Here is a 25,378-nt window from a genome sequence, read left to right as displayed (position 1 = left end):
CTGATCAAAAAGCTTTTTTATTCCATTGGTTAATGAGGAAATTATGCGCCTACTTCACACCATGCTGCGCGTTGGCGACCTGCAACGTTCTATCGATTTCTACACTAACGTCCTGGGCATGAAGCTGCTGCGCACCAGCGAAAACCCGGAATACAAATACTCGCTGGCGTTCGTGGGTTACGGCCCGGAAACGGATGAAGCAGTGATCGAGCTGACCTACAACTGGGGCGTTGACAGCTATGAGCTGGGCACGGCCTACGGCCATATCGCGCTGGAAGTGGATAACGCGGCCGATGCGTGCGAACGCATTCGCAAAAATGGCGGTAACGTCACGCGCGAAGCGGGCCCGGTAAAAGGCGGCACCACCGTGATTGCGTTTGTGGAAGATCCGGACGGTTACAAAATCGAGCTGATTGAAGCCAAAGACGCCGGTCGCGGTCTGGGCAACTGATCCCTCAGGGCGCAACGTGCGCCCGTAGTTTTACTGCATCACCCCGCAAAATTTGCCATAATGCCCTCTGCTTTTTCCCCATGTAAGAGACCCTGATGTCCGATAACGCTCAATTTAGCGGTCTGTGCGACCGTTTTCGTGGTTTTTATCCCGTTGTCATTGATGTAGAAACAGCCGGATTTAACGCTAAAACCGATGCGCTGCTCGAAATTGCCGCCATCACGCTGAAGATGGATGAACAGGGCTGGCTTACACCGGACACCACGCTGCATTTCCACGTTGAACCTTTCGAAGGGGCAAACTTACAGCCGGAAGCGCTGGCGTTTAACGGTATCGATCCGCATAACCCGCTGCGCGGTGCCGTCAGTGAATATGATGCGCTGCACGCCATTTTTAAAATGGTGCGTAAAGGCATGAAAGAGAGCAACTGCAGCCGCGCCATTATGGTGGCCCATAACGCCACCTTCGATCACAGCTTTACCATGGCTGCCGCGGAGCGCGCGTCGCTCAAACGCAACCCCTTCCACCCTTTTGTCACCTTCGACACCGCCGCATTGAGCGGCCTGGCGCTGGGACAAACGGTGTTATCTAAAGCCTGCATTACGGCTGGCATTCCGTTCGACGGAACGCAGGCGCACTCCGCTCTATACGATACGGAGCGCACCGCAGAGCTGTTCTGTGAGATCGTCAACCGCTGGAAGCGTCTTGGCGGCTGGCCGCTGCCGATGGGTGACAGCGAAGAATAAAAAAAAGCGACCTTATCTGGTCGCTTTTTTATTTGCGCAGAAAATTACTCTGCGTCCGGCTCTTCCGTTTTATACTTCGCCGCCGTCTCTTTGATCAGCTGCTGCAGTTCGCCGCGCTGATACATTTCAATCAGGATATCGCAGCCGCCAACCAGTTCGCCGTCAACCCACAGCTGTGGGAAAGTCGGCCAGTTAGCGTACTTAGGCAGCTCAGCGCGGATGTCCGGATTCTGCAGGATATCAACGTAAGCAAAACGCTCACCACAGGCTGACAGCGCCTGAACCGCTTGTGCGGAGAAGCCGCAGCTTGGCAGCTTCGGAGAACCTTTCATATACAGCAGAATCGGGTTTTCAGCGATCTGGCGCTGGATTTTTTCAATAGTGGTGCTCATGTCTTGCTTCCTTTAACTTCTGTTACGGCATTCGTCTGACATTGTAGCGGTTCAGACTGGCATCGGAAAATAACATTTTTGTCACGTTTATACATTCTACCCCGAGTCACGAAAAGTTGCATTGCAAATGGTGTTTACCCCTGCCGCATTCAGGGTTTTGCTTAGGGAGCGGGCAAATGTGCGACAGAACGATGAATTTTTTTGCACTTGCTAACGAAACACGATTGTAGATTGAAAAATGCTATTAACTTTCTGGCTTTTTATAGATTAGAATCGACGGGCTTTGTAAATCACACGCGGGTATTATTGATGACCTGCATTTATCAGGGGACTGCCCAGTGGCGCGGATAAATAAAATCTCGATCACGCTCTGTGCTTTACTGTTTACTTCACTCACTTTCACGCCAGTGGCAAACGCCTCTCAGCAGGCGCGGCATTCTGCTGTACAAAAAAACCATCTGGTGAAAGCCACAGAACGTAAGAAAAAAACCACCGCTAAGAACGACAAGAAAAAAACACCGGCTCAGACGAAACGGACCGCTTCCAGCAAAACAAAAACAAAACCTTCCCGCACTGCCCACTCTGCCAAAAGTAAAGCTTCGCAAACCGCCGCTAACCTCGTTACTGAAAAATGCATCACGCGTAAAGGCCATAAGGCGAAATGCACGAAGGTCACGAAAATCGCGGAAGTGCATAAAGTGCGCGTACAGAAAGCGCAAAAAACCGCAATGAATAAGCTGATGGGGCAGATTGGTAAACCTTATCACTGGGGTGGGACTTCGCCGCGTACCGGTTTTGACTGCAGCGGCCTCGTCTATTACGCCTATAAAGATCTGGTCAAGTTCCGCATTCCTCGTACCGCCAATGAGATGTACCACCTCCGCGATGCCTCACCGGTTGACCGCGGTGAGCTGGAAAATGGCGATCTGGTGTTCTTCCGCACCCAGGGTCGCGGCACGGCTGACCACGTCGGCGTCTATGTCGGCAACGGAAAATTCATCCAGTCTCCACGTAGCGGTCAGGATATTCAGATCACCTCTCTCAGTGAAGACTACTGGGTACGCCACTACGTCGGCGCGCGTCGCGTGATGACGCCGAAAACCATTCGCTAACCCCTGCCCTGCCACACCCGTGGCAGGGTAAGTTCCTCTTTTGCATACCCTTTCAATTTGCTATCCTGTCCTTGTTATCTGTGTGGTTATTGGCAACGCAAAATACAATAAGGAGAGAAGCAATGTCGTTCGAATTACCTGCACTACCGTATGCAAAAGACGCCCTGGCCCCGCACATTTCTGCGGAAACCCTGGAATATCACTACGGCAAACATCACCAGACTTACGTCACCAACCTGAACAACCTGATCAAGGGCACCGATTTTGAAGGCAAAACGCTGGAAGAGATCGTCCGCAGCTCAGAGGGTGGCGTATTCAACAACGCCGCTCAGGTGTGGAACCACACCTTCTACTGGCACTGCCTAGCGCCGAATGCCGGCGGTGAACCTGTCGGTGAACTGGCTAACGCCATCAACGCCGCATTTGGCAGCTTCGCGGACTTCAAGGCGAAATTCACCGATGCCGCCATCAAGAACTTCGGTTCAGGCTGGACGTGGCTGGTTAAAGAGGCGGATGGCAAACTGGCTATCGTATCCACCTCTAACGCGGGCACCCCGCTGACCTCCAGCGCGAAGCCGCTGATGACCGTGGACGTATGGGAACACGCTTACTACATCGATTACCGTAACGCGCGCCCGAACTACCTGGAACACTTCTGGGCACTGGTTAACTGGGACTTTGTGGCGAAGAACTTCGCCGCGTAAAAGACACGCAGAAGGGTTCGCCCTTCTGCGTTTTTGGTTTATTCCGCAGCGCAGGCTGCTTCTGGCTGTTTACGCCCCGACATCATCACCAACAGCAGGCCGAGCGCGGCAATGATTGCCCCCATCACCGGCACAAAGCTGTATCCCAGACCACCTGAAATCACGGCCCCACCGGCCGCCGCACCGAGCGCATTGCCCAGGTTAAAGGCACCGATATTGACCGAGGATGAGAGGCCCGGCGCTTCATGCGCAACACGCATCACGCGCATCTGCAGCGGTGGCACCACGGCGAACGTTGCTGCACCCCAGACGACCATCGCCATCGCGGCGCCAAACTCGTTACGCGCCAGCCACGGAATGGCAATCATGATGACAATCAGCAGAGTTAAGAAGCCCTTCAGCGTCCCGCTCACGGAACGGTCGGCAAATTTCCCGCCGAGATAGTTGCCAATCGAGAAGCCCACGCCAATCAGCACCAGCATCGCGGTCACAAAGAGAGGCGTTGCGTGGGTAATGTCATGCAGTACCGGTGAAATATAGGTATAGAGGGTAAACATCGCCCCTGCCCCGAGAACGGTGGTAAGCAGCGCGGAAAGCACCTGCGGGCGCATCAGCACCGCCAGCTCCTTACGCACTTCCGGACGTTCTCCTGCGCTGCCTTTCGGCAGGGAGAAGAACAATGCCACCATCGCGACCACGCCCAGCCCGGCCGTCGCCAGGAAAGACATACGCCAGCCGATCGCTTCTCCCAGCCAGGTTGCAGCAGGAACACCGCCGATGTTAGCGATGGTCAGACCCATAAACATGGTGGCCACGGCGCTCGCCTGCTTATGTTTTGGCACCACGCTTGCCGCCACGACCGACCCCAGCCCAAAGAACGCGCCGTGGTTGAGGCTTGTCAGAATACGCGACAGCATCAGCGTGGTGTAGTCCGGCGAAATGGCCGAAAGCACATTGCCGAGGGTGAAAATCGCCATCAGGAAAATCAGCGCATTGCGGCGCGCGCGATGAGAAAGGAGAAGCGTCATCAGCGGCGCTCCCACCATCACGCCGATAGCGTAGGCGCTGATCAACATGCCAGCCGCAGGGATCGAGACGTCCACGCCGCGGGCGATGACGGGCAGTAACCCCATCGGGGAGAATTCAGTGGTGCCAATCCCAAAAGCGCCAATCGCCAGGGCCAGTAGGGGAAAATTGATTTTCATGCGTCAACTCCGGATGCCGTGTCATGTGGTGACACAGAACAAAGAAGCGGAAAGCATGACATCAATCACAAAAAATGAGAAGTTAACAAAATGGCAAAAGTTTTTTGCCAGAGAAGTAACAATCCGGGGAGTCGGGAGGGAGAAGGCTCTCCCTCCGCGTAAATCAGTGCAGCGCAGCCGTCAGACCGGCCGCAACAATCAGAGCCAGCACAACAACGGTGGTGAACAGCGAAAACTTAAGATCGGAACTCATCAATTTTTCTCCTTTTAATCCCCACACGAAAAGTGAGCTTGCTCATTTTTGCACAGATTACGTCAAAAATCTTCCTGGATTTATACTGATAACCACTTTACCTCTTCCCCTTTTCATCAAGATAGGACAAAATTCCACGCTAAATTTATTAGCGTACCGGCCATTGACCCCCTCCTGACGTCCCGTGTCGTTTTCCCGGCGTGCCGCAATTCAAGATTGCGTGATAAGGGTGAGAGAAGGCAAACGTTTACCTTCAAGTTTTTCAGGAGCTTAGGATATGGTCTGGAGTGACATTTAATGGCAACAATTAAAGACGTAGCAAAACGCGCAAACGTTTCCACTACAACCGTATCACATGTAATTAACAAAACCCGCTTTGTGGCGGAAGAGACGCGCAACGCCGTCTGGGCAGCGATCAAGGAGCTGCACTATTCGCCAAGCGCGGTTGCACGTAGCCTCAAGGTTAATCACACCAAGTCCATTGGATTGCTGGCGACCAGCAGTGAAGCGGCCTATTTTGCCGAGATCATTGAAGCTGTTGAGAAAAACTGCTTCCAGAAAGGCTATACCCTGATTCTGGGCAACGCGTGGAACAGCATTGAAAAACAGCGCGCCTACCTGTCGATGATGGCGCAGAAGCGCGTTGACGGCCTGCTGGTAATGTGTTCCGAGTATCCGGAATCCGTGCTGTCGATGCTCGAAGAGTATCGCCACATCCCCATGGTCGTTATGGACTGGGGCGAAGCGCGTGCGGATTTCACCGACTCCGTTATCGACAATGCCTTTGAAGGCGGTTACATGGCCGGCCGTTACCTGATCGAACGCGGTCACCGCGAGATTGGCGTGATCCCGGGTCCGCTGGAGCGCAACACCGGGGCGGGCCGTCTTGCCGGTTTTATGAAAGCGATGGAAGAAGCGCTGATAACCGTGCCGGAAAACTGGATCGTGCAGGGCGACTTTGAGCCGGAATCAGGTTACCGCGCAATGCAGCAGATCGTTTCCCAGCCGCACCGTCCGACCGCCGTTTTCTGCGGGGGTGACATCATGGCCATGGGCGCGCTCTGCGCCGCCGATGAACTGGGTCTGCGCGTACCGCAGGATATTTCCGTGATCGGGTATGACAACGTGCGTAACGCGCGCTTCTTCACCCCAGCGCTGACCACCATTCACCAGCCGAAAGATTCGCTGGGCGAAACGGCCTTCAATATGCTGCTCGACAGGATCGTCAACAAGCGCGAAGAGTCGCAGTCCATTGAAGTTCACCCGCGCCTGATTGAACGCCGTTCCGTTGCGGACGGTCCGTTCCGCGACTACCGTCGTTAATCCCTTTACGGGGCCAGCTACGCTGGCTCCCGTAACCATTCCCGGTTCAGCGTTTCGCTGTCCCCCAGATAATCCAGCAGCCAGGCCATGGCGGGCGAGACATCATTTTGTTGCCAGGTCAGGCAGCAGGCCGCGTCCGGGAACGGATTTTCCAGCGTCAGTTCAACCCATTCGCCGGTATCGATGCGCGGACGCGCAAAATGAACGGGCACCATCGCGACGCACAGTCCGGCACTGAGGCACGTCGCCGACGATTCCCAGTCCGGAGCCACCACCCGCCGCTGGTTGTCCAGAAGCCAGGTGATACGCTTGGGCAATGAACGGGACGTATCCTCCAGCACCAGCGAGGGCCAGTTGCGCAGCGTTTCGTCGCTAAGCGGACCTTCCATCGCTGCCAGAGGATGATCGCTGGCCACCACGCATTTCCAGCTCAGCATACCCATGTCGCGAAAGGCGTAACGTCCCCCGACCGGAATCGCCTGCGTCGCGCCAATCGCCATCTCCGCCCTGCCGTCCGCCAGCGCATCCCAGACGCCGTTGAACACCTCCTGCGAGACCCGCAGCTCGACGTCAGAGAAGTGACGATAGAAATCGACAATCATCTGTCGGGTGCGTTCCGGCTTCACGATGTTATCCACCGCGATGGAAAGATGTCCCCGCCAGCCGTTGGCGATCTGCTGGCACTGTTCGCGGGTGATCTGCATTTTTTTGATAACAGAACGCCCTTCCTTCAAAAACCACGCCCCAGCGGGCGTCAATTCCACGTCACGATGCCGCCGCTCAAACAGCGGAACCGCCAGCCACTCCTCCAGTTGACGCACCGTGTAGCTGATGGCCGAAGGGACGCGGTGCAGCTCCTGCGCCGCACCGCTGAAGCTGCCGTTACGCGCGACAGCATCGACCACTTCAAGAGAATAATCTGACCACATTTTCTGCCTGCAAAAAATTTGAATGCACCCGCCAAATATTAGCGTTTCACAAGCGGCTTTGCACTCCCTACACTCAGCGCCAATGTATACCTGCCTCCTCAGGAGAATAAAATAATGCAACCCAGGAACGGTTTTTTAGTCTGGCTCGGCGGCTTAAGCGTGCTGGGCTTTTTGGCTACCGATATGTACCTGCCGGCTTTTGCCGCGATGCAGGAAGATTTGCAAACCCCCGCTGCCGCCATCAGTGCTAGCCTGAGTTTGTTCCTCGCCGGTTTTGCTTTCGCGCAGCTGCTGTGGGGACCGCTCTCGGATCGCTTTGGTCGTAAACCGGTACTGTTGCTGGGCCTGGCCATTTTTGCTGCGGGCTGCCTGGGGATGTTATGGGTACGCGACGCCACCTGGCTGCTGGTGCTGCGCTTCGTTCAGGCCGTGGGCGTCTGTGCCGCGGCCGTGACCTGGCAGGCGCTGGTGACCGACTACTACCCGGCTAACCGCACAAACCGTATTTTCGCCACCATTATGCCGCTGGTGGGCCTCTCCCCTGCCCTGGCTCCGCTGCTGGGCAGCTGGATCCTCGCGCACTTTGACTGGCAGGCCATTTTTGCCACGCTGTTTGCCATCACGCTGGTGCTGATGCTGCCGGCGTTTGCCCTCAAGCCTGCGCATAAAAAAGAGGCGCATGCCGACGCGAAGCCGATTACCTTCACCTCACTGTTGAGCGCCAAAGCGTATCGCGGGAATGTCCTGATCTATGCCGCCTGCTCGGCAAGCTTCTTCGCATGGCTCACCGGCTCGCCGTTCATTCTGCACGATATGGGCTACAGCCCGGCAGCCATCGGCCTGAGCTATGTTCCGCAGACAATCGCGTTCCTTGTGGGCGGGTACGGCTGTCGCGCGGCGCTGCAAAAATGGGAAGGTCAGCAGATGCTGCCGTGGCTGCTGGTGCTGTATGCGCTGAGCGTCATCGGGACCTGGGCCGTTGGCTTTATTCCGGGTGCCGGTCTGGCCGAAATTTTGATCCCGTTCTGCGTGATGGCCATTGCGAACGGGGCGATTTACCCTATCGTTGTGGCGCAGGCGCTGCGTCCATTCCCGCAGGCAACAGGCCGCGCCGCCGCGCTGCAGAACACCCTGCAGCTGGGTTTGTGCTTCCTGGCAAGCCTGGTGGTCTCGGCGCTGATTGCTACGCCGCTTTTGACCACCACCAGCGTGATGCTGTTCACCGTAGCGCTGGCGGTATTGGGCTATCGCATGCAGGCCTCCGCGCAGCGTGAGCAGGATAACGGTGCTCAGGTGGAAACCTCGCATGCCTGATTGCGCCAGAAATCATGTTATATTTCAGTGATTAGGTTGCTAACAATTTTCTATTGAATCACCAAATTTTGAAGCCTATACTAAATTTGGTTCGATTAAATACGATAAATATTAAGTGTTAACGGGAGCCGGAGTGCTCCCGTTTTACCATGGAAGGCATTTCGGCAAGGGTTATCTCCCTTCCTCTGTTCTACGTCGGATACTAGCCTCGCGGTATTTACCGTGAGATTTCTCACAAACCAAAAAAAGCGTCTACGCTGTTTTAAGGTTCTGATCACAGTAGGGTGATGGAGAAGCTATGAGTTCATCGTGTATAGAAGAAGTCAGCGTTCCGGACGATAACTGGTCCCGGATCGTCAGTGAACTGTTAGGTCGTGCAGGCATCACTATCAATGGATCATCGCCATCCGATCCTCAGGTTAAGCATCCCGACTTTTTTAAACGCGTGTTGCGGGAAGGGTCGTTAGGCCTGGGAGAAAGCTACATGGACGGCTGGTGGGAGTGTGAGCGTCTGGATACCTTTTTCGCCAGCGTGTTGCGTGCCGGTCTTGAAAATCAACTCCCTCGCAACCTGAAAGACACCCTGCGCGTCGCCTCTGCCCGACTTTTCAATCTCCAGAGTAAAAAACGCGCGTGGATCGTTGGCAAAGAACATTACGATCTTGGCAATGATTTGTTCAGCCGTATGCTGGACCCTTTCATGCAATACTCCTGCGCCTACTGGAAAGAGGCCTCGACGCTTGAAGAGGCTCAGCAGGCGAAGCTGCGTCTGATTAGCGAGAAGCTGCAGCTACAGCCCGGCATGCGCGTGCTGGATATCGGCTGCGGCTGGGGTGGGCTGGCATATTTTATGGCGAAGCATTATGGCGTCAGCGTGGTCGGCGTGACGATCTCAGCGGAACAGCAAAAAATGGCGCGGGAGCGCTGCCAGGATCTCGATGTGGATATCAGGCTGCAGGACTACCGTGACCTGAATGAACAGTTTGACCGGATTGTTTCCGTCGGCATGTTCGAGCACGTGGGGCCAAAAAACTACGATACCTATTTTGAGGTGGTGGACCGGAATCTGAAACCGGACGGCATCTTCCTGCTGCACACCATCGGCTCTAAGCGGACCGACAATAACGTTGACCCGTGGATCAACAAATACATCTTTCCGAATGGCTGTTTACCGTCCGTTCGCCAGATTGCCAACGCCAGTGAACCCCATTTCGTGATGGAAGACTGGCATAACTTTGGCGCGGACTACGACACCACCTTAATGGCATGGCATGAACGTTTCCAGAAAGCCTGGCCAGAGATTGCGGACAACTATTCTGAACGATTCAAACGAATGTTTAGCTATTATCTGAATGCCTGCGCGGGGGCGTTTCGCGCACGGGATATTCAGCTCTGGCAGGTGGTATTCAGCCGTGGGATAGAACACGGACTGCGTGTCGCACGCTAAAAAAATAACCCCGGATATCCGGGGTTATTTTTTATTCTTCTTCGGCGGTCTTTATTATTGCGGCTTCTTTTGCTGCCAGCACGCGCTCAACCGTATCCACCACAGCCTGGGTCTGCGGATCGATTTCGATATTCACGCGATGCCCCAGTTTTTTCGCGCCCAGCGTGGTGCGCTGCAGCGTTTCAGGAATTAAATGCACGCAAAAACGCGTTGGCGTCACTTCCCCTACCGTCAGGCTAATCCCGTCAATGCCAATAAATCCTTTATAGAGGATGTATTTCATTAATGACGGGTCCTGCATTTTAAACCAGATTTGACGGTTATTTTCCGAGGTCACGATTTTCGCCACTTCGGCGGTGGTCATGATGTGCCCCGACATAAGATGACCGCCAATCTCATCGCTGAACTTCGCCGCGCGCTCAACGTTGATGGTATCGCCTACCACCAGCTCGCCCAGGTTAGTGATGCGCAGCGTCTCTTTCATTAAATCAAAGCTAATCTGGTTGCCGTTAATTTCGGTCACGGTCAGGCAGCAGCCGTTATGGGCAATCGACGCGCCGGTTTCAATGCCCTCAAGCATATATTCCGGCAGCTCAACAACATGAGTACGGAAATTAGGTTTTTCATCAATGGACACCACTTTGGCAGTGCCCTGCACAATACCAGTAAACATGCTTACAACTCCTGTTTTTTCCGAACGGTGATGACACCGTTTAATCCCTCCACAATAACAGTTGGAAAAACAGGTTGCCAGCAGAGCGCATTTTCTGGCGATTTTTTCACTAGATAAATAGCTAAAGCCCGCTACAATAGCTGGCACCCCCCTGCATTTTCTTCTTGCTGCCAGTTTCGGCGGCTTTTTTAGTCTCTCATATAACTACAAAATAAAGGTGTTCACGTGCAGAAGTACATGAATGAAGCGCGCCAGCTATTGGCACTGGCTATACCAGTGATCGTCGCGCAGGTGGCCCAGACCGCAATGGGATTTGTGGATACGGTAATGGCGGGTGGCTACAGCGCCACCGACATGGCGGCCGTAGCTATCGGTACGTCAATCTGGCTTCCGGCCATCCTGTTCGGCCACGGTCTGCTGCTCGCGCTCACGCCTGTTATCGCTCAGCTCAATGGTTCGGGGCGCCGCGAGCGCATTGCCCATCAGGTCCGCCAGGGCTTCTGGCTGGCAGGATTTGTCTCGGTGCTGATTATGGTCGTGCTCTGGAACGCGGGCCATATCATTCGCGCTATGCATAATATTGACCCGGCACTGGCGGACAAAGCCGTGGGTTATTTGCGCGCGCTGCTCTGGGGTGCGCCTGGCTACCTCTTCTTCCAGGTGGCGCGTAACCAGTGTGAAGGCCTGGCGAAAACCAAGCCCGGCATGGTGATGGGCTTTATCGGGCTGCTGGTCAACATTCCCGTTAACTATATCTTTATTTACGGTCATTTCGGGATGCCGGAGCTGGGCGGCGTCGGCTGCGGCGTGGCGACGGCCGCCGTTTACTGGGTAATGTTCTTCTCGATGCTTACCTTCGTGAAGCGCGCCCGCTCCATGCGCGATATTCGTAACGAGCACAGATTCAGCATGCCGGACTGGAACATCATGACGCGTCTGGTGCAGTTAGGGCTGCCGATCGCCCTCGCGCTGTTCTTTGAGGTGACCCTGTTTGCCGTGGTCGCCCTGCTGGTCTCCCCGCTGGGCATTGTGAACGTCGCCGGGCACCAGATCGCGCTGAACTTTAGCTCCCTGATGTTCGTCCTGCCGATGTCGCTGGCGGCGGCGGTGACGATTCGCGTAGGCTTCCGCCTGGGCCAGGGCTCAACGCTCGATGCGCAAACGGCCGCCCGAACCGGACTGGGCGTCGGCGTCTGCATGGCGATCTGTACTGCGCTCTTTACCGTTGCATTACGCGAGCAGATCGCCCTGCTCTATAACGACAATCCGGAAGTCGTCACGCTGGCATCGCACCTGATGCTGCTGGCCGCGATTTACCAGATTTCTGACTCCATTCAGGTGATTGGCAGCGGCGTGCTGCGCGGCTATAAAGATACGCGTTCCATCTTCTTTATCACTTTCATCGCCTACTGGGTGCTGGGTCTGCCGTGTGGCTATATTCTGGCCCTGACCGACCTGGTGGTTGAGCGCATGGGGCCGGCAGGGTTCTGGATGGGCTTTATCATCGGCCTGACCTCGGCGGCGATTATGATGATGATGCGCATGCGCTTCCTGCAGCGCCAGCCATCAACGGTCATTTTACAACGCGCTGCACGTTAACGACGCAGTAGCCGCCGCCTGGCGGCTACTTTCTCTTCACTTTGCGCGGTAATACAGCAATCGCGTGAAATCAGAGAGAAAATTGCATTTTCCCTCTTGCCACCTCGATGCTGTGCCGCTAATATTCGTCCCCGTTGTCACCGACAACACGTTGCGTTCATAGCTCAGTTGGTTAGAGCACCACCTTGACATGGTGGGGGTCGTTGGTTCGAGTCCAATTGAACGCACCATTCTGCGTCCGTAGCTCAGTTGGTTAGAGCACCACCTTGACATGGTGGGGGTCGGTGGTTCGAGTCCACTCGGACGCACCATTTCAGTCCTGAAATGGTGCAACTCCTCTTCTGATATCCTGAATTTTCCTAATCCCTTATTTTCTTCATTGTTCTCCTGCTACGCTTTTCCTATGGAAAAAAACACAGGAAACGTGTTGATGAAGAAGATCGCGATTATCGGCTCCGGCCCCACAGGGATTTACACCTTTTATCACCTGCTTAAGAACAGCACGCCGCTCTCCGTTTCCGTTTTCGAACAGGCCGATGAAGCCGGCGTGGGTATGCCCTATAACGACGACGATAATTCCCGGCTGATGCTGGCGAACATTGCGAGCATTGAAATCCCGCCCATTTTTATGACCTACCTCGACTGGCTCAAGGAACAGAGCGACGCCCATCTCGCACGCTTTAAGGTGGATAAAGCCAGCCTGCACGATCGGCAGTTCCTGCCGAGGATCCTGCTGGGGGAGTATTTTCGCGACAGCTTTCGATCAATCGTAAAAGAGGCGAAAAAGCTGGGGTTCCAGGTTGAGATCCATGAATCAGCGAAGGTCACCGACATCACCCCTTCGACAACCGGCGTGACGATTTCGGTCAACGACCGTGCCCTACCGGATAAATTCGACCTGGCGGTTATCGCCACCGGCCACGTCTGGCCAGACGAGGATGAAGCCACGCGCACGTTCTTCCCAAGCCCGTGGTCCGGCCTGATGGATGCCCGCATTCCCCCTTGCCGCGTGGGCATTATGGGCACCTCGTTGAGCGGTCTCGACGCGGCTATGGCGGTGGTGATGCAGCACGGTGAGTTTCGTGACGGTAAATTCATCCTCGACAACGGCAGCGAAGGGTTACACATTACGCTGATGTCCCGGACGGGCATTCTGCCGGAAGCCGATTTTTACTGCCCTATTCCTTACGAACCGCTGTCGGTTTTGACCGAATTCGTGGTGGAAAGCGAGATAGCCAAAGGACCGGATGGCCTGCTTGACCGCATTTTTGCCCTGATGGTCAAAGAGCTTCAGCTTGCCGATCCGGCATGGTGCGAGAAAATGTCTCTGCATACGCTGAATGCGGACACTATTCGTGAGGCCTGGTTTGAGGATCGTAAACGCCACGGCCCCTTTACCTGGGCGGAAGAGAATCTCAACGAGGTTGAACGCAACAAACGGGAACGCCGTACCGTGGCCTGGCGCTATACCGTGCTTCGGCTGCATGAAGTGGTTCAGGAGATCGTCCCCCATCTCGATGAGCAAGACGGTGAACGCTTCAGTCAGGGGCTGGCTCGGGTATTTATCGACAATTATGCCGCCATTCCTCCGCAGTCTATCCGCAGGCTGCTCGCACTTCGCGAAGCCGGCATCATCAGCGTGGCCGCGCTCGGTGACGACTACACGCTCGACGTTGGCAGCGATCGAACGGTGATAACCACAAAAGAGACCGTCTATCGTTTCGACGTATTTATTGACGCACGCGGACAAAAGCCGCTCAAAACGAAAGATCTGCCCTTCCCGACGCTGCGAAAACAGCTGGAAGCAACGGGAGATCGGATACCCGATATCGGCGAGGATTACACCTTAAAAGCGCCTGACACCGTGCGCGGACGCATCGCCTTCGGCGCGATACCGTGGCTGATGCACGACCGTCCCTTCGTTCAGGGGCTGGCAGAATGTGCAGAGATTGCAGAAGCGATGGCGAAGGCGGCTGAAAAACCCGCGTCGGGATCGCGGAGAAGGTTACCGTATATTGAGATCTGACAGGGCTTCCATGCCCTGCTGTTGGTAATTACTCGAAGAAGACTTCCGGGTTTTCCGACAGCGAAACGAAACTTTTCGTCGCTTTATCCAGCGCGAGGATTTCGCCGCTTTCAATATCGTACACCCAGCCGTGCAGTCGGATGGAGTTATTACGCAGGCCCACCGCAACGGACGGATGGGTCTTGATGTTGCTCAGCTGCGCAAACACGTTTTCCTGCACCATCGCATTGACCTTATCGATCGGCTTATCCCAGGTTTTCTTCTCAACCACGGCTTTCGCCGCGTCGGAATAGCGCAGCCAGTGTGACACCGCAGGCATCGGCTCCAGGTTCGCGTTATCGGCAATCGCCTTCATTGCGCCACAGTTGGAGTGACCACAAATCACGATATCCGTGACGCCCAGCGCCACCACGGCGTATTCGATGGTTGCGGACACGCCGCCAGGCTCCGGTCCGAACGGCGGCACGATGTTGCCAGCATTACGAATGACAAAGAGTTGTCCTGGCTCTTGCTGGGTGACCAGTTCCGGGACCAGACGGCTGTCGGAGCATGAGATGAACAGCGCTTTGGGATTCTGGCTGGACGCTAAACTGCGGAAGAGTTCTTTACGTTGCGGGAAAATCTCTTTTTGAAAGCTGAGAAAACCTTCAATGATATGTTGCATAGCAATGTCTCTTTTATCTGTTTTAGTTTAGGCATGATCGAGATCACACTCGTAAAGTTTACCCATCGTGGTTTACTTCAGACAAGCAATATATTTCTGGCCCGACCGCTGCACGATCTCGTCCGCACTGGCCAGGATGTTCTGCCCTTCGAACGCGCCGTAAAGACGTTCAAAGGTTTTGCCTTCGAGATGACTCACCACCGACGCCACCGTTCGGGCCGGCAGCGGGAGATAATTCGGGTAGCTCCACATAAACGAGACGGCGTCTTTACCCGGCGTGACCTGCAGAATATCGCCCACCAGCAATACCCCGCCCCCCTCCAGCCAGTGCAGCACCGTTCCCCCGGCAAAATGCCCGCCCAGACGCAGCAGGGTAACCGACGGGAAAATCTCCAGCGTATCCCCCTCCCAGAAATGAATGGCCGGGCTGTCGCGCATGACCCACTCTTTGTCGCTGGCGTGCAGGTACACCGGCGCGTCAAACGCCGCAGCCCACTCCTGCATCGTGGTGTAATAGTGCGGGTGTGAAATCGCAATCGCGCTGATGCCGCCAAGGGCGGTAATGAGGGTTTGGGTTGCGGGATCGAGGTTGGCGATGCAGTCCCAGAGGATATTGCCGTGGGGCGTTTGCAGGAGCAGCGCCCGCTGGTTAATCGCAAACGCAGGAACCGTTTTGATACCGAATAATCGCGGCTCCAGCTGCTGCCATTTGTTGCTGTGCGCCGCGGTGACGGTATCAAGATCGGTCCACGCCTGCCCCGTGATGGGCACATACTGGCGTTCATCCTCACAAATCGGGCATCTGTCCGGCTGCGTATCGTAGGCGGTTCCACAGGTTTTACAGAGTGTAATCATGTGCTCTCCTCAGCGATAAAGCACTGAGTATGGCAGGGATTATCCTTATGTGCTGCGAGGTACATTGCTGGCTTTTTTTGCCCTATACTGTGCCAGTATCGAAAACTGAACAGAGCAGGTGCAACATGGAAATTGATCTCGATAACTTAGTCTTTAACGGTCTGGATGAAGCTGAAGAGCGTAATGCGGAACGTCTGGACGATGCAGACAAAAAAGCGCAGGCGATTGTCGCCGACGATGACTGCGGCGACGCCTGCAAGATCTAATAAAAAAGCACCGGGAAACCGGTGCTTTTTTATTTCACTCGTTAAACGTCACGCACACCTCGTTCCAGTAGGTTTCGCGCGTGCGGCGCAGTTCAGCGTGACGTTTTATCATGGAACCACTCCGGGTCAATGTTGGCAACGTCTACGCCATACAGGCTGGCGACAGGCAGTATCGACTCAAGAACACGTTGCGCGCTGTTCTCCGCATTCGCTGGCCGGGCCGCAAAAAACCGCCGTAACGTGCTGATCCACTTTTTCATCGTCTTACCCTCTCTCGCCGTGTCTGACCTCAGTTAAGCACCCAAATCCCGTGCAGGGGAAATACCAAAATCCACTGTCTATGTGCAGGATCTGCAAATAGCACCCCGTCCTTTTCACGCTTCATTAACACCTTGTTCACTAATGCTTTTTTGCTCATAGCAAAGAACGATTTCTTATTTGGCGATAGCTTTCCCTTATGGGAGCGTAACGGGGTAAAACAAAAACAACGGGATGGCGAATGACTATGGCAGCAAATATGAAAGGGTTTACCAAACGGACACTGGTTCTGGGATTACTGGCGGCGGGGAGCCTGCTTTCAGCTCAGGCACAGGCCGATCAGCTGGCGGATATTAAGGCAGCAGGGGTGGTGAAAGTGGCCACGTTTGACGCCAACCCGCCGTTTGGCTCGATTGATGCAAAAACGCATGAGATCGTGGGTTATGACGTGGACTTTGCCAAAGCGCTGGCAAAATCGCTCGGCGTGAAGCTTGAACTGGTTGCCACCAATCCGGCCAACCGCATTCCGCTGCTGCAGTCCGGCAAAGCCGACCTGATCGTGGCGGATATCACCATCACCCCGGAACGCGCACAGGTCATTGATTTTTCTACGCCTTACTTCGTTACCGGCCAGCAGTTCCTCGTTCCGGCAAAATCACCGGACAAGCTTGATGACTATAGCCGGGCGCGCATTGGCGCAGTCAAAGGAACGACGGGCGAGCAGGCGCTGCACCAGCGTTTCCCGCAGTCCCGCGTCCTCTCTTATGACGACATCCCGCTGGCGTTGACCGCACTGCGCAATGGCAACGTCCAGGCCATTACCCAGGACAGCACCATTCTGGCCGGCCTGCTGGCGCAGGCGCCGGACAAAGCCAATTTCAAAATCCTGCCCGACCTGCTCAGTAAAGAAGAGATTGGCGTGGGGGTGAAGAAAGGTGAAACGGCGCTGCTGAAGGCCGTTAACGACGAACTGGTTAATCTCGAGAAGACCGGTCAGGCGGCAAAAATCTATGATGTCTGGTTTGGTCCTGGCACCCCTGCTCCACAGCCGCGCGCCTTTAAAATAGAAGCCAGGTAATTATGCTCTCAGGTTTATTTTCACACTCCGCGGCCGGTGCCGCGGATTTTTCACATCTGGAACAGGCCAGCGTCGAGTTTCGTCATGTGGACAAACGCTACGGTGACCATCAGGTTTTAAACGACATTAACCTCACCATCACGCCCGGTGAAGTGGTTGCCATCCTCGGCCCTTCAGGCTCCGGTAAATCCACCCTGATCCGTCTTATCAACCAGCTTGAAACCCTGAGCGGCGGGGAGATTCTGGTCGACAACAAGCCTACCGGAAAGCTCTCCGGTACCGGGCTGCGTCAGCTGCGAAGCCGCGTGGGGTTTGTGTTCCAGCAGTTCAATCTTTACGCCCATCTCACCGCCAGCCAGAACATCACCCTGGCACTGGAGCACGTTCACGGCTGGAAGCCGCATCCTGCTCAGGAGCGTGCGCTGGCCCTGCTGGAGAAAGTCGGGATGCTGGAAAAGGCCCACCATTACCCGGCAGAGCTTTCCGGCGGGCAGCAGCAGCGCGTGGCGATAGCCCGCGCCCTCGCCTCTTCACCGCAAATCATTCTGTTTGATGAACCCACCTCCGCGCTGGATCCGGAGATGATTGGTGAAGTGCTGTACGTGATGAAAGCCCTCGCCCACAGCGGGATCACGATGATCGTGGTGACCCATGAGATGCAGTTTGCCCGTGAAATTGCCGACCGGATTGTCTTTATCGACGGCGGGCAAATTCTGGAAACCGCGCCGCCGGCGCAGTTTTTCAGCCAGCCAGCGCATCCGCGCGCGCAGCGCTTCCTGCAAAAGATGCTCAACCCGCTGCATCAGGAGCATCTGTAATGCCCGCGCTCGACTGGCAGGGGGTACTGACCGGGCAGCCTCTGCAGTGGATACTCTCCGGATTCCTCACCACCCTGTGGGTGACGCTGGCGGGGATCGTGCTGGCCAGCCTGCTCGCACTGCTCTTTATGCTCCTGCGCCTTTCCGGGGGACGCGTCGGGAAAGCGATCGTCAGCGGCTGGGTATCACTCTTTCGCAATACCCCGCTGCTGGTGCAGCTACTGTTCTGGTATTTTGCCGCCTGGAACGGGCTGCCACAGGCGTTTCGCGAAGCGGTCAACGCCGATCACAGCTGGTCGATTCTGCCCGGCGACGTCTGGTGGTTTACGCCCGAATTTTTATGCTCTGCCTGGGGGCTGGGCGTTTTTACCTCGGCGTTTTTAATCGAAGAGGTGGAAGCAGGATTGCGTTCCGTGCCCGCCGGGCAGCGGGAGGCGGCGCTCGCCCAGGGATTCTCCGCGTGGCGCTTGTTTCGCTTCATCCTTCTGCCGCAGGGCCTGGCCAACGCCTGGCAGCCCGTTGTGGGCCAGTATCTCAATCTGATGAAGCTCTCCTCGCTCGCCAGCGGGATTGGCTTCGCCGAGCTCACCTATCAGGTCAGGCAGATCGAAAGCTATAACGCGCACGCGCTGGAGGCGTTTACCCTCGGTACCGTGCTCTATCTGCTGACCGGCCTGGTCATGGGGATGGTGCTGGTACGCCTTGGGCCACAGGCGAAACGTAAACGCCCGAACGTCGTCATCGCAGGGAGTGAAAAACATGATTGCCGGACTTAATGTCATCACCGATAACCTCGATTATCTGCTGTGGGGACGCGCGGCAACGGGTGAACCGGGAGGCGTACTGCTTTCGTTAATGATGGCAGCAGGCGCTGCGGTTATCGCTCTGCCCGGAGGGATACTGCTCGCGTGCCTGGCCTGGCGCTTTACCGGGCTCGTGCGAAAAGTCCTCTTTTTATGGGCAGAGCTGATTCGCGGTATCCCGCTCATCTTCGTAATTTTCTGGATGTGGTATCTCCTGCCGCTCATCACCGGGGGCGATCTGCCCGGGGCGCTGACCGTCACGCTGGCACTGGCCTGGTTTACGGCGGCCACCGTGATGCACTCGGTGCTGGCCGGGCTGAGCGCACTGCCGACCGGGCAGTACGAGGCCGCGCTGTCTCAGGGCTTCAGCACCCAACAAACCCTGTTGCACGTGCTGCTGCCGCAGGCGCTGAGGAATATTCTGCCGTCGCTGGTGGGGATTTTTATCAGCCTGCTGAAGGATACGTCGCTGGCGTTTATCGTGAACGTCCCTGAACTGACCACGGTGGCGGGACAGGTCAACAACCGGGTGCAAATCTACCCGGCGGCCATTTTTATCTTTACGGGCGTGGTTTACTACCTGCTCTGCTGCTCGCTCGAGCAGCTTGCGAAGCGCTGGCGCCTTACCCGGCCAGCGCTTTAACCACCGTTTCCATTGCTTCGGTTGTCAATTCACTGCGTTTAACGCGCTGGTTCGCCAGCGCGGTACGCAGGACTCCGGCAATGACAATATGCTTTGGCTCCTGCCCTAAATCACGCATCTCGAGCACCACCTTTCCGACCACCCGGCACATCTCCTGGTACAGCGCTTCATCTTTGGTCACGTTACCCATCGTCATCACTCCATTGCCTTTTAAACGTTGAGCTTAAATGATTCTCCAGCCGGATACAAAAAAGAAGCCCGGCGAGAGACTCGCCGGGCTTCATCAGTAAAATCAGTAAATTAGTTGTTTACAGGAATAACCGCGCCTTTGTACTTGGTGCGGATCCAGTCCTGAATCTCTTTCGAGTGCAGCACGTTCACCAGCGCGACGATATCTTTCTTCTTCTCGTCACCGCGGTGTACGGTAATGATGTTGGCGTACGGGTTGTTTTCACCGCTCTCTACCGCAATCGGGTCGTGAACCGGATCCAGACCGGCGTCAATCGCGTAGTTGGCGTTGATCACCACCGCATCGCCTTCGTTGTTGTTGTACATCTGCGGCAGCAGAGACGCTTCAACGTTAGGCGTGAACTTCAGCTTTTTCGGGTTCTCGACGATGTCGCTGATGCGCGCGGTCACTTTATCGATGCCCGGCTTCAGCTTGATCACGCCCTCTTTCTCGAAGATGGAAAGAATACGGCCCTCTTCAGAAACCGCGTCACGCATGATGATCTTGCCGCCTTCCGGCAGGTCTTTCAGCGACTTGTATTTTTTGGAGTAGATGCCGATTGGCTCAATGTGGATCGCGCCCGCACTGACAAAATCGTAGTCCTTATCGCCCGCATGATCTTTCAGCACGCTGTTCAGGTAAGGAATATGCTGGAAATAGTTCGCGTCGATGTCATGACCCGCCAGCGCGGTATTCGGCAGAATGTAGTCCTGGAACGGTTTAATCTCCAGGTCGATACCCTGCTTCGCCAGAATCGGCTTTGCCTGCTCCAGAATTTCCGCATGCGGCGTGTTGGATGCACCCACGGTCAGGGTGTCGGCCCAGGAGGCGAAGCTCAGGGCGCTCAGGGTTGCTGCGGCGATCAGTGTCAGTGTCTTTTTCATGATGTGGTTCCTGTGTGTATTTATTAGCGTTTATCTAACAGTGAAGTAATGACATCGCCGCAGAACTGGATAATGAAAACGATGATCAGAATGGTCACCGTTGCCACCAGCGTGACGTCACCATGGTTGCGCTGGAATCCTTCCAGATAAGCCAGATTTCCCAAACCACCGGCGCCAATCACCCCCGCCATTGCGCTGTAGCTCACCAGCGCAATCAGCGTCACCGTAATACCTGATACCAGTGCGGGTGATGATTCCGGCAGTAAAACCCGAAACACGAGCGTGCTCAGTCGTGCGCCCATCGAGCGCGTCGCTTCAATCACGCCTTTATCCACTTCACGCAGGGCGATCTCCACCAGGCGTGCGTAGAACGGTGCGGCACCCACTATCAGGGCCGGCAGCGCCGCGTTGGCGCCAAGAATGGTGCCGACGACGGTCTTGGTGAACGGGATCAGCAGCACAATCAAAATGATGAACGGAATCGAGCGGAACACGTTCACCACGATCGAAATCACGCTGTAGACCGTGCGGTTATGGAACAGACCGCCGCGCGCGGTTAAAAACAGCGCCAGACCCAGCACGATGCCCAGCACAAAGGTCGCCACGCCGGACAGCGCGGTCATGTACAGCGTCTCAAGCGTCGCCGCCCAGAGCTGATCCCACTTGAGGTGCGGAAAGAGATTCTCAGCCATGTTTAATCACCTCGCCTTCAATATCGCTGTGCTGCAGGTCGGCGAGGATATTGTTCAGTTGTTCGTCAGATGCCACGACGTGCACCCAGAGTTGACCAAACACGCCGTGAGCGGTTTGGGTCATTTTTCCGTGCAGGATGTTAAACGGCAGGCCGTAGCGCAGCGTCAGTTCGCCCACAATCGGCTTATGCGTGCTGTGCCCGGTAAAGGTCAGCCTGATGACCGTCCCTTCCAGATCGTTTGCCAGTTCGGTATTGAACGTTTCTTCTTCAGCGTACTGGCTCACCTGACGCACAAACTGCTGCGTAATCGGCTGCTGCGGATGGGTAAAGACGCTCAGCACGTCTCCCTCTTCCACCACCTTACCGTTCTCCATTACCGCCACGCGGTCGCAGATTTTGCGCACCACGTGCATCTCGTGCGTGATGAGCACGATGGTCAGCTTAAAGCGGCGGTTAATATCCAGCAGCAGATCGAGGATCTGATCGGTGGTCTGCGGGTCAAGCGCGGAGGTGGCTTCATCGCAGAGCAGCACATCCGGGCGATTAGCCAGCGCACGCGCAATACCCACGCGCTGCTTTTGACCACCGCTCAGCTGCGACGGATAGGCATGCTCGCGGCCTTTCAGGCCAACGAGTTCAATAAGCTCGGCCACGCGGGCCTTAATTTCGGCTTTCGGTACGCCGGCAATTTGCATCGAGAACGCAATATTCTCGCTGACCGTGCGCGACCACAGCAGGTTAAAGTGCTGAAACACCATGCTGATCTTCAGACGCGCCTGGCGCAGCGCTTCACCTTTTGCGGCAGAAATGTTCTGCCCGTTGATGGTTACGCTGCCGCTGCTCGGTTTTTCCAGCCCGTTGAGCAGGCGGATAAGCGTACTTTTACCTGCGCCGCTGTAACCAATGATCCCGTATATCTGTCCCTGTGCTATCGTCAAATTGACGTTATCAACGGCTGTGAGTGCCACCTTTCCGTTGTCAAAAACCTTCGAAATATTGCTCAGTACAATCATTCTTATTCATTATCCGTGCCGCCCGTGGCGGTTTAGCAGTATGGATGTCCAAACGATAGTAAACAGCCGTTACCCGCTTTTAAATGAACAAAAAAGAATGTGTTATAACTTTCCGAAATAAACAGCGGATTTACCGGGTGGGAAGCATTTAGACCAATTTCAGCAATGATTATCTGCCGGATGCATATCTGCTGGCGGACGGGCGCAAAAAACGGTCATTTTTGCAGCATTTTATCCCGATATAGCCATCCTCACATCCAGACAACTTTACGTCTTGCTGTCCTGCCATCCAGAAATGGCATTTATATTCCTTTCTGTTCTAAACGGCAGTGAATGGTTCTTTATTGAGAAAATTTCACCGCCCTATCATCCCGTCATGACATCCAGAAAGGAAAACATCATGACGATTTATCACTCCGTCACCGAACTGATTGGTCGTACCCCGCTGATCCAGCTGCATAAGCTTGATACCGGTCCCTGCTCGCTCTTTCTGAAGCTGGAAAACCAGAACCCGGGCGGTTCGATTAAGGATCGCGTTGCGCTGTCAATGATTAACGAAGCGGAACGTACCGGTAGGCTGAAGCCTGGCGGCACGATAATTGAGGCTACGGCGGGCAATACCGGTCTCGGCCTGGCCCTGATCGCCGCCCAGAAAGGCTACTCGCTGATTCTGGTGGTGCCGGACAAAATGAGCCGCGAGAAGATTTTCCACCTGCGCGCGCTGGGTGCCCAGGTGGTGCTGACCCGCTCCGACGTCAATAAGGGCCACCCGGCCTATTACCAGGATTACGCCCAGCGCCTGGCCAGTGAGCTGCCCGGCGCGTTTTACATCGACCAGTTCAACAACGAAGCCAACCCGCTGGCGCACCGCACCACCACGGCGCCGGAACTGTATGAACAGCTTGACGGCCGGATCGACGCCATCGTCGTGGGCGTCGGCTCAGGCGGCACGCTGGGCGGCCTGCAGGCGTGGTTCGCCGAGCACTCTCCGCATACTGAATTTGTCCTGGCAGACCCGGCCGGATCCGTTCTGGCCGACCAGGTGGAAACCGGACGCTACCACGACGCGGGCTCCTGGCTGGTTGAGGGAATTGGTGAAGACTTTATTCCGCCGCTGGCCCACATTGAAGGGGTGAATCGCGCCTGGCGCATCACCGACCGCGAAGCCTTCACCACCGCGCGCGAGCTGCTGAAAACGGAGGGCATTCTGGCGGGTTCCTCCAGCGGCACGCTGCTGGCGGCCGCGCTGAAGTATTGCCAGGCGCAGACCACGCCGAAGCGCGTGGTGACCTTCGCCTGCGACAGCGGCAATAAATATCTCTCGAAGATGTTCAACGACGACTGGATGCGACAGCAGGGGCTCATCACGCGTCCTCAGGCCGGCGACCTCTCTGACTACATCGCCCTGCGCCACGATGAAGGCGCCACCGTTACCGCGGCCCCGGACGACACGCTTTCCACCGTTCTGGCACGCATGCGTCTGTATGACATCTCCCAGCTGCCGGTGCTGGAGAACGGCAAGGTGGTCGGCATTATCGACGAGTGGGATCTCCTGCGGCATATCGGCGGCGACGGCGATCGCTTCGCGCTGCCGGTGACGGCAGCCATGACGCGTCAGGTGGAGTTTCTTGATAAACACGCCCCGGAAAGCGCCCTGCACGCCATCTTCGACCGCGGCCTGGTGGCCGTCATTAATGACAACGACCGTTTTCTCGGTCTGATTACGCGCAGCGACGTTCTGACCGCCTGGCGCAACCGTCTTCAGCAATAAAGGAACAGATGATGAAAAACCTGGCTACCCTGAGCGTCCACAGCGGCGAGTTCAACGACCAGCACGGCGCCGTCATGCCGCCGATTTACGCCACCTCGACGTTTGCGCAACCGTCACCCGGCGAGCATACCGGCTATGAGTATTCGCGCAGCGGCAACCCTACCCGCCACGCGCTGGAAACCGCGATCGCCGAACTGGAGGGCGGCGCGCGCGGCTACGCCTTCGCCTCCGGTCTGGCGGCCATCTCCACGGTGCTCGAACTGCTGGATAAAGACAGCCATATCGTTGCCATTGATGACGTTTACGGCGGGACGTACCGCCTGATCGAAAACGTGCGCAAGCGCAGCACCGGCCTGCAGGTCAGCTGGGTTAAACCGGACGACCTCGCCGGGCTCGAGGCCGCCATCCGCCCGGATACGCGAATGGTGTGGGTCGAGACGCCGACCAACCCGCTGCTGAAGCTGGCGGATCTGGCGGCCATCGCGGCAATCGCCCGTCGTCATAACGTCATCAGCGTGGCGGATAACACCTTCGCGTCGCCGGTGATCCACCGTCCGCTGGAGTCGGGTTTCGATATCGTGGTGCACTCCGCCACCAAATACCTTAACGGCCACTCTGACGTGGTCGCCGGGCTGGCGATTGTCGGGGATAACAAGGAACTGGCGGACAAGCTGGGCTATCTGCAAAACGCGGTGGGCGGCGTTCTGGATCCGTTCAGCAGTTTCCTGACGCTGCGCGGTATTCGCACGCTCGCGCTGAGGGTCGAAAAGCACAGCACCAACGCGCTGGCGATTGCGCAATGGCTGGAGCAACACCCTCTGGTCGAAAAGGTGTTCTATCCCGGCCTGGAGTCGCATCCGCAATATCAGCTTGCCCGCACCCAGATGGCCCTGCCCGGTGGCATGATTTCCGTCGTGGTAAAAGGCGATGCGCAACGCGCCGCCGAGGTGATTCGCAACCTGAAGTTGTTCACCCTCGCGGAGAGCCTGGGCGGCGTGGAAAGTCTGGTGAGCCAGCCTTACAGCATGACCCACGCGTCGATTCCGCTCGAGCAACGCCTGGCAAACGGCATTGTGCCGCAGCTGATCCGCCTGTCAGTCGGGATTGAAGATCCCAAAGACCTGATTGCCGACCTCAGCCAGGCGCTGCAAAAATAAGCAAAATGCGGCAGGTCCCTCACCTGCCGCCACAAGTTGTCATCATGGCTTAACGCATTGATAACAATATT

Annotated in this window: 28 protein-coding genes and 2 tRNA genes; 18 read left to right on the top strand and 12 right to left on the bottom strand. The window is 56.0% G+C overall.

Annotated elements, in window-relative coordinates; translation table 11 throughout:
• Positions 1 to 43 precede the first annotated feature (43 nt).
• Both gloA and rnt read left to right on the top strand, forming a co-directional pair.
• Positions 44 to 451 carry a lactoylglutathione lyase gene (gene gloA, locus LRM19_RS05190; RefSeq protein ID WP_008500591.1) on the top strand — a complete coding sequence of 136 codons (408 nt, stop codon included), beginning with the start codon at positions 44 to 46 and terminating at the stop codon, positions 449 to 451.
• A gap of 95 nt (positions 452 to 546) precedes the next feature.
• Positions 547 to 1,197: a ribonuclease T gene (gene rnt, locus LRM19_RS05185; protein WP_061098432.1), complete on the top strand. Its 651-nt coding sequence runs from the start codon at positions 547 to 549 to the stop codon at positions 1,195 to 1,197.
• 44 nt (positions 1,198 to 1,241) lie between these two features.
• On the opposite strand, the gene grxD is transcribed toward rnt, so the two are convergent.
• Positions 1,242 to 1,589 (bottom strand): monothiol glutaredoxin 4, encoded by a 348-nt coding sequence (grxD, locus tag LRM19_RS05180; RefSeq protein ID WP_003832760.1) that lies wholly within the window; start codon positions 1,587 to 1,589, stop codon positions 1,242 to 1,244.
• Between the two features lie 338 nt (positions 1,590 to 1,927).
• Between grxD and LRM19_RS05175 the strand changes: the two genes are divergently transcribed.
• Both LRM19_RS05175 and sodB read left to right on the top strand, forming a co-directional pair.
• Complete coding sequence (locus LRM19_RS05175) at positions 1,928 to 2,701, top strand: C40 family peptidase (protein WP_271367732.1); 774 nt, start codon at positions 1,928 to 1,930, stop codon at positions 2,699 to 2,701.
• A 122-nt stretch (positions 2,702 to 2,823) separates the two neighbouring features.
• Complete coding sequence (gene sodB, locus LRM19_RS05170; RefSeq protein ID WP_149366746.1) at positions 2,824 to 3,405, top strand: superoxide dismutase [Fe]; 582 nt, start codon at positions 2,824 to 2,826, stop codon at positions 3,403 to 3,405.
• Between the two features lie 38 nt (positions 3,406 to 3,443).
• Here the strand turns inward: sodB and LRM19_RS05165 are convergent, their stop codons facing one another.
• Together LRM19_RS05165 and cydH are read right to left on the bottom strand one after the other, a co-directional pair.
• Entirely contained in the window at positions 3,444 to 4,610 is a 1,167-nt protein-coding gene (locus tag LRM19_RS05165) for an MFS transporter (RefSeq protein WP_115874859.1), read from the bottom strand.
• A gap of 163 nt (positions 4,611 to 4,773) precedes the next feature.
• The gene (cydH, locus tag LRM19_RS05160) at positions 4,774 to 4,863 is read right to left on the bottom strand and encodes a cytochrome bd-I oxidase subunit CydH (protein ID WP_008500596.1); all 90 of its coding nucleotides are present in this window, start codon (positions 4,861 to 4,863) and stop codon (positions 4,774 to 4,776) included.
• Between the two features lie 297 nt (positions 4,864 to 5,160).
• Between cydH and purR the strand changes: the two genes are divergently transcribed.
• Positions 5,161 to 6,186, top strand: coding sequence for an HTH-type transcriptional repressor PurR (gene purR / locus LRM19_RS05155; RefSeq protein ID WP_008500597.1), 1,026 nt, complete (start codon positions 5,161 to 5,163; stop codon positions 6,184 to 6,186).
• A 17-nt stretch (positions 6,187 to 6,203) separates the two neighbouring features.
• Here purR and punR read toward each other — a convergent pair whose 3' ends face one another.
• Entirely contained in the window at positions 6,204 to 7,115 is a 912-nt protein-coding gene (punR, locus tag LRM19_RS05150; RefSeq protein ID WP_133294241.1) for a DNA-binding transcriptional activator PunR, read from the bottom strand.
• Positions 7,116 to 7,229: 114 nt separating this feature from the next.
• Here punR and punC point away from each other — a divergent pair, with 114 nt between their 5' ends.
• Both punC and cfa read left to right on the top strand, forming a co-directional pair.
• A complete protein-coding gene (gene punC, locus LRM19_RS05145; protein WP_115874858.1) occupies positions 7,230 to 8,429 on the top strand; it encodes a purine nucleoside transporter PunC in 1,200 nt (399 codons plus the stop codon).
• 298 nt (positions 8,430 to 8,727) lie between these two features.
• Positions 8,728 to 9,876: a cyclopropane fatty acyl phospholipid synthase gene (gene cfa / locus LRM19_RS05140; protein WP_111965647.1), complete on the top strand. Its 1,149-nt coding sequence runs from the start codon at positions 8,728 to 8,730 to the stop codon at positions 9,874 to 9,876.
• Positions 9,877 to 9,907: 31 nt separating this feature from the next.
• Here the strand turns inward: cfa and LRM19_RS05135 are convergent, their stop codons facing one another.
• On the bottom strand, positions 9,908 to 10,549 hold the full coding sequence (locus LRM19_RS05135) for a riboflavin synthase subunit alpha (RefSeq protein ID WP_095442481.1): 642 nt from the start codon (positions 10,547 to 10,549) through the stop codon (positions 9,908 to 9,910).
• A 225-nt stretch (positions 10,550 to 10,774) separates the two neighbouring features.
• On the opposite strand from LRM19_RS05135, the gene mdtK reads away from it, so the two are divergent.
• The 4 genes from mdtK (at position 10,775) to LRM19_RS05115 (ending at position 14,174) form a co-directional block, all read left to right on the top strand.
• Positions 10,775 to 12,148 (top strand): MdtK family multidrug efflux MATE transporter, encoded by a 1,374-nt coding sequence (mdtK, locus tag LRM19_RS05130; protein WP_133294238.1) that lies wholly within the window; start codon positions 10,775 to 10,777, stop codon positions 12,146 to 12,148.
• Positions 12,149 to 12,301: 153 nt separating this feature from the next.
• A tRNA-Val gene (locus LRM19_RS05125) sits at positions 12,302 to 12,378 on the top strand.
• Between the two features lie 4 nt (positions 12,379 to 12,382).
• Positions 12,383 to 12,459, top strand: a tRNA-Val gene (locus LRM19_RS05120).
• A gap of 119 nt (positions 12,460 to 12,578) precedes the next feature.
• The gene (locus LRM19_RS05115; RefSeq protein WP_271367731.1) at positions 12,579 to 14,174 is read left to right on the top strand and encodes an FAD-NAD(P)-binding protein; all 1,596 of its coding nucleotides are present in this window, start codon (positions 12,579 to 12,581) and stop codon (positions 14,172 to 14,174) included.
• A 28-nt stretch (positions 14,175 to 14,202) separates the two neighbouring features.
• On the opposite strand, the gene LRM19_RS05110 is transcribed toward LRM19_RS05115, so the two are convergent.
• Positions 14,203 to 14,838: a carbonic anhydrase gene (locus LRM19_RS05110; RefSeq protein WP_109844381.1), complete on the bottom strand. Its 636-nt coding sequence runs from the start codon at positions 14,836 to 14,838 to the stop codon at positions 14,203 to 14,205.
• A gap of 72 nt (positions 14,839 to 14,910) precedes the next feature.
• Positions 14,911 to 15,693, bottom strand: coding sequence for an MBL fold metallo-hydrolase (locus LRM19_RS05105; RefSeq protein ID WP_271367730.1), 783 nt, complete (start codon positions 15,691 to 15,693; stop codon positions 14,911 to 14,913).
• A gap of 125 nt (positions 15,694 to 15,818) precedes the next feature.
• Between LRM19_RS05105 and LRM19_RS05100 the strand changes: the two genes are divergently transcribed.
• Positions 15,819 to 15,959, top strand: coding sequence for a hypothetical protein (locus LRM19_RS05100; RefSeq protein WP_003857665.1), 141 nt, complete (start codon positions 15,819 to 15,821; stop codon positions 15,957 to 15,959).
• Positions 15,960 to 16,051: 92 nt separating this feature from the next.
• Here the strand turns inward: LRM19_RS05100 and LRM19_RS05095 are convergent, their stop codons facing one another.
• Positions 16,052 to 16,219, bottom strand: coding sequence for a hypothetical protein (locus LRM19_RS05095; RefSeq protein ID WP_038419198.1), 168 nt, complete (start codon positions 16,217 to 16,219; stop codon positions 16,052 to 16,054).
• A gap of 245 nt (positions 16,220 to 16,464) precedes the next feature.
• Here LRM19_RS05095 and LRM19_RS05090 point away from each other — a divergent pair, with 245 nt between their 5' ends.
• From LRM19_RS05090 to LRM19_RS05075, 4 genes are read left to right on the top strand one after another with little or no spacing between them, the layout of a single operon-like run.
• Positions 16,465 to 17,295, top strand: a complete 831-nt coding sequence (locus tag LRM19_RS05090) for an ABC transporter substrate-binding protein (RefSeq protein WP_181899764.1) — start codon at positions 16,465 to 16,467, stop codon at positions 17,293 to 17,295.
• Between the two features lie 2 nt (positions 17,296 to 17,297).
• Positions 17,298 to 18,113 (top strand): amino acid ABC transporter ATP-binding protein, encoded by an 816-nt coding sequence (locus LRM19_RS05085; protein WP_271367729.1) that lies wholly within the window; start codon positions 17,298 to 17,300, stop codon positions 18,111 to 18,113.
• Positions 18,113 to 18,889, top strand: coding sequence for an amino acid ABC transporter permease (locus tag LRM19_RS05080; RefSeq protein WP_127730517.1), 777 nt, complete (start codon positions 18,113 to 18,115; stop codon positions 18,887 to 18,889). The genes LRM19_RS05085 and LRM19_RS05080 overlap by 1 nt, the downstream gene beginning before the upstream one ends.
• A complete protein-coding gene (locus LRM19_RS05075; RefSeq protein ID WP_127730515.1) occupies positions 18,873 to 19,559 on the top strand; it encodes an amino acid ABC transporter permease in 687 nt (228 codons plus the stop codon). Before LRM19_RS05080 ends, LRM19_RS05075 begins: the two co-directional genes overlap by 17 nt.
• On the opposite strand, the gene fumD is transcribed toward LRM19_RS05075, so the two are convergent.
• The 4 genes from fumD to LRM19_RS05055 all read right to left on the bottom strand — a co-directional run bounded on the left by fumD (position 19,540) and on the right by LRM19_RS05055 (position 22,379).
• Complete coding sequence (gene fumD / locus LRM19_RS05070; protein WP_008500615.1) at positions 19,540 to 19,749, bottom strand: fumarate hydratase FumD; 210 nt, start codon at positions 19,747 to 19,749, stop codon at positions 19,540 to 19,542. The genes LRM19_RS05075 and fumD overlap by 20 nt on opposite strands.
• Before the next feature lie 110 nt (positions 19,750 to 19,859).
• On the bottom strand, positions 19,860 to 20,672 hold the full coding sequence (locus LRM19_RS05065; protein ID WP_008500616.1) for a MetQ/NlpA family ABC transporter substrate-binding protein: 813 nt from the start codon (positions 20,670 to 20,672) through the stop codon (positions 19,860 to 19,862).
• A gap of 23 nt (positions 20,673 to 20,695) precedes the next feature.
• Complete coding sequence (locus LRM19_RS05060) at positions 20,696 to 21,364, bottom strand: methionine ABC transporter permease (protein ID WP_008500617.1); 669 nt, start codon at positions 21,362 to 21,364, stop codon at positions 20,696 to 20,698.
• A complete protein-coding gene (locus tag LRM19_RS05055; protein WP_045910313.1) occupies positions 21,357 to 22,379 on the bottom strand; it encodes a methionine ABC transporter ATP-binding protein in 1,023 nt (340 codons plus the stop codon). Before LRM19_RS05055 ends, LRM19_RS05060 begins: the two co-directional genes overlap by 8 nt.
• 400 nt (positions 22,380 to 22,779) lie before the next feature.
• Here LRM19_RS05055 and LRM19_RS05050 point away from each other — a divergent pair, with 400 nt between their 5' ends.
• Together LRM19_RS05050 and LRM19_RS05045 are read left to right on the top strand one after the other, a co-directional pair.
• Positions 22,780 to 24,150 carry a cystathionine beta-synthase gene (locus tag LRM19_RS05050; protein WP_271367728.1) on the top strand — a complete coding sequence of 457 codons (1,371 nt, stop codon included), beginning with the start codon at positions 22,780 to 22,782 and terminating at the stop codon, positions 24,148 to 24,150.
• An 11-nt stretch (positions 24,151 to 24,161) separates the two neighbouring features.
• Entirely contained in the window at positions 24,162 to 25,307 is a 1,146-nt protein-coding gene (locus tag LRM19_RS05045; RefSeq protein ID WP_127732769.1) for a trans-sulfuration enzyme family protein, read from the top strand.
• Positions 25,308 to 25,378: the final 71 nt, after the last annotated feature.

It is taken from the genome of Enterobacter sp. PI-10, from assembly GCF_027947695.1.
Taxonomy (GTDB): domain Bacteria; phylum Pseudomonadota; class Gammaproteobacteria; order Enterobacterales; family Enterobacteriaceae; genus Enterobacter; species Enterobacter vonholyi.
Note: the sequence above shows the minus strand (reverse complement) of the source record. Positions and strands in the feature narration are given on the sequence as shown.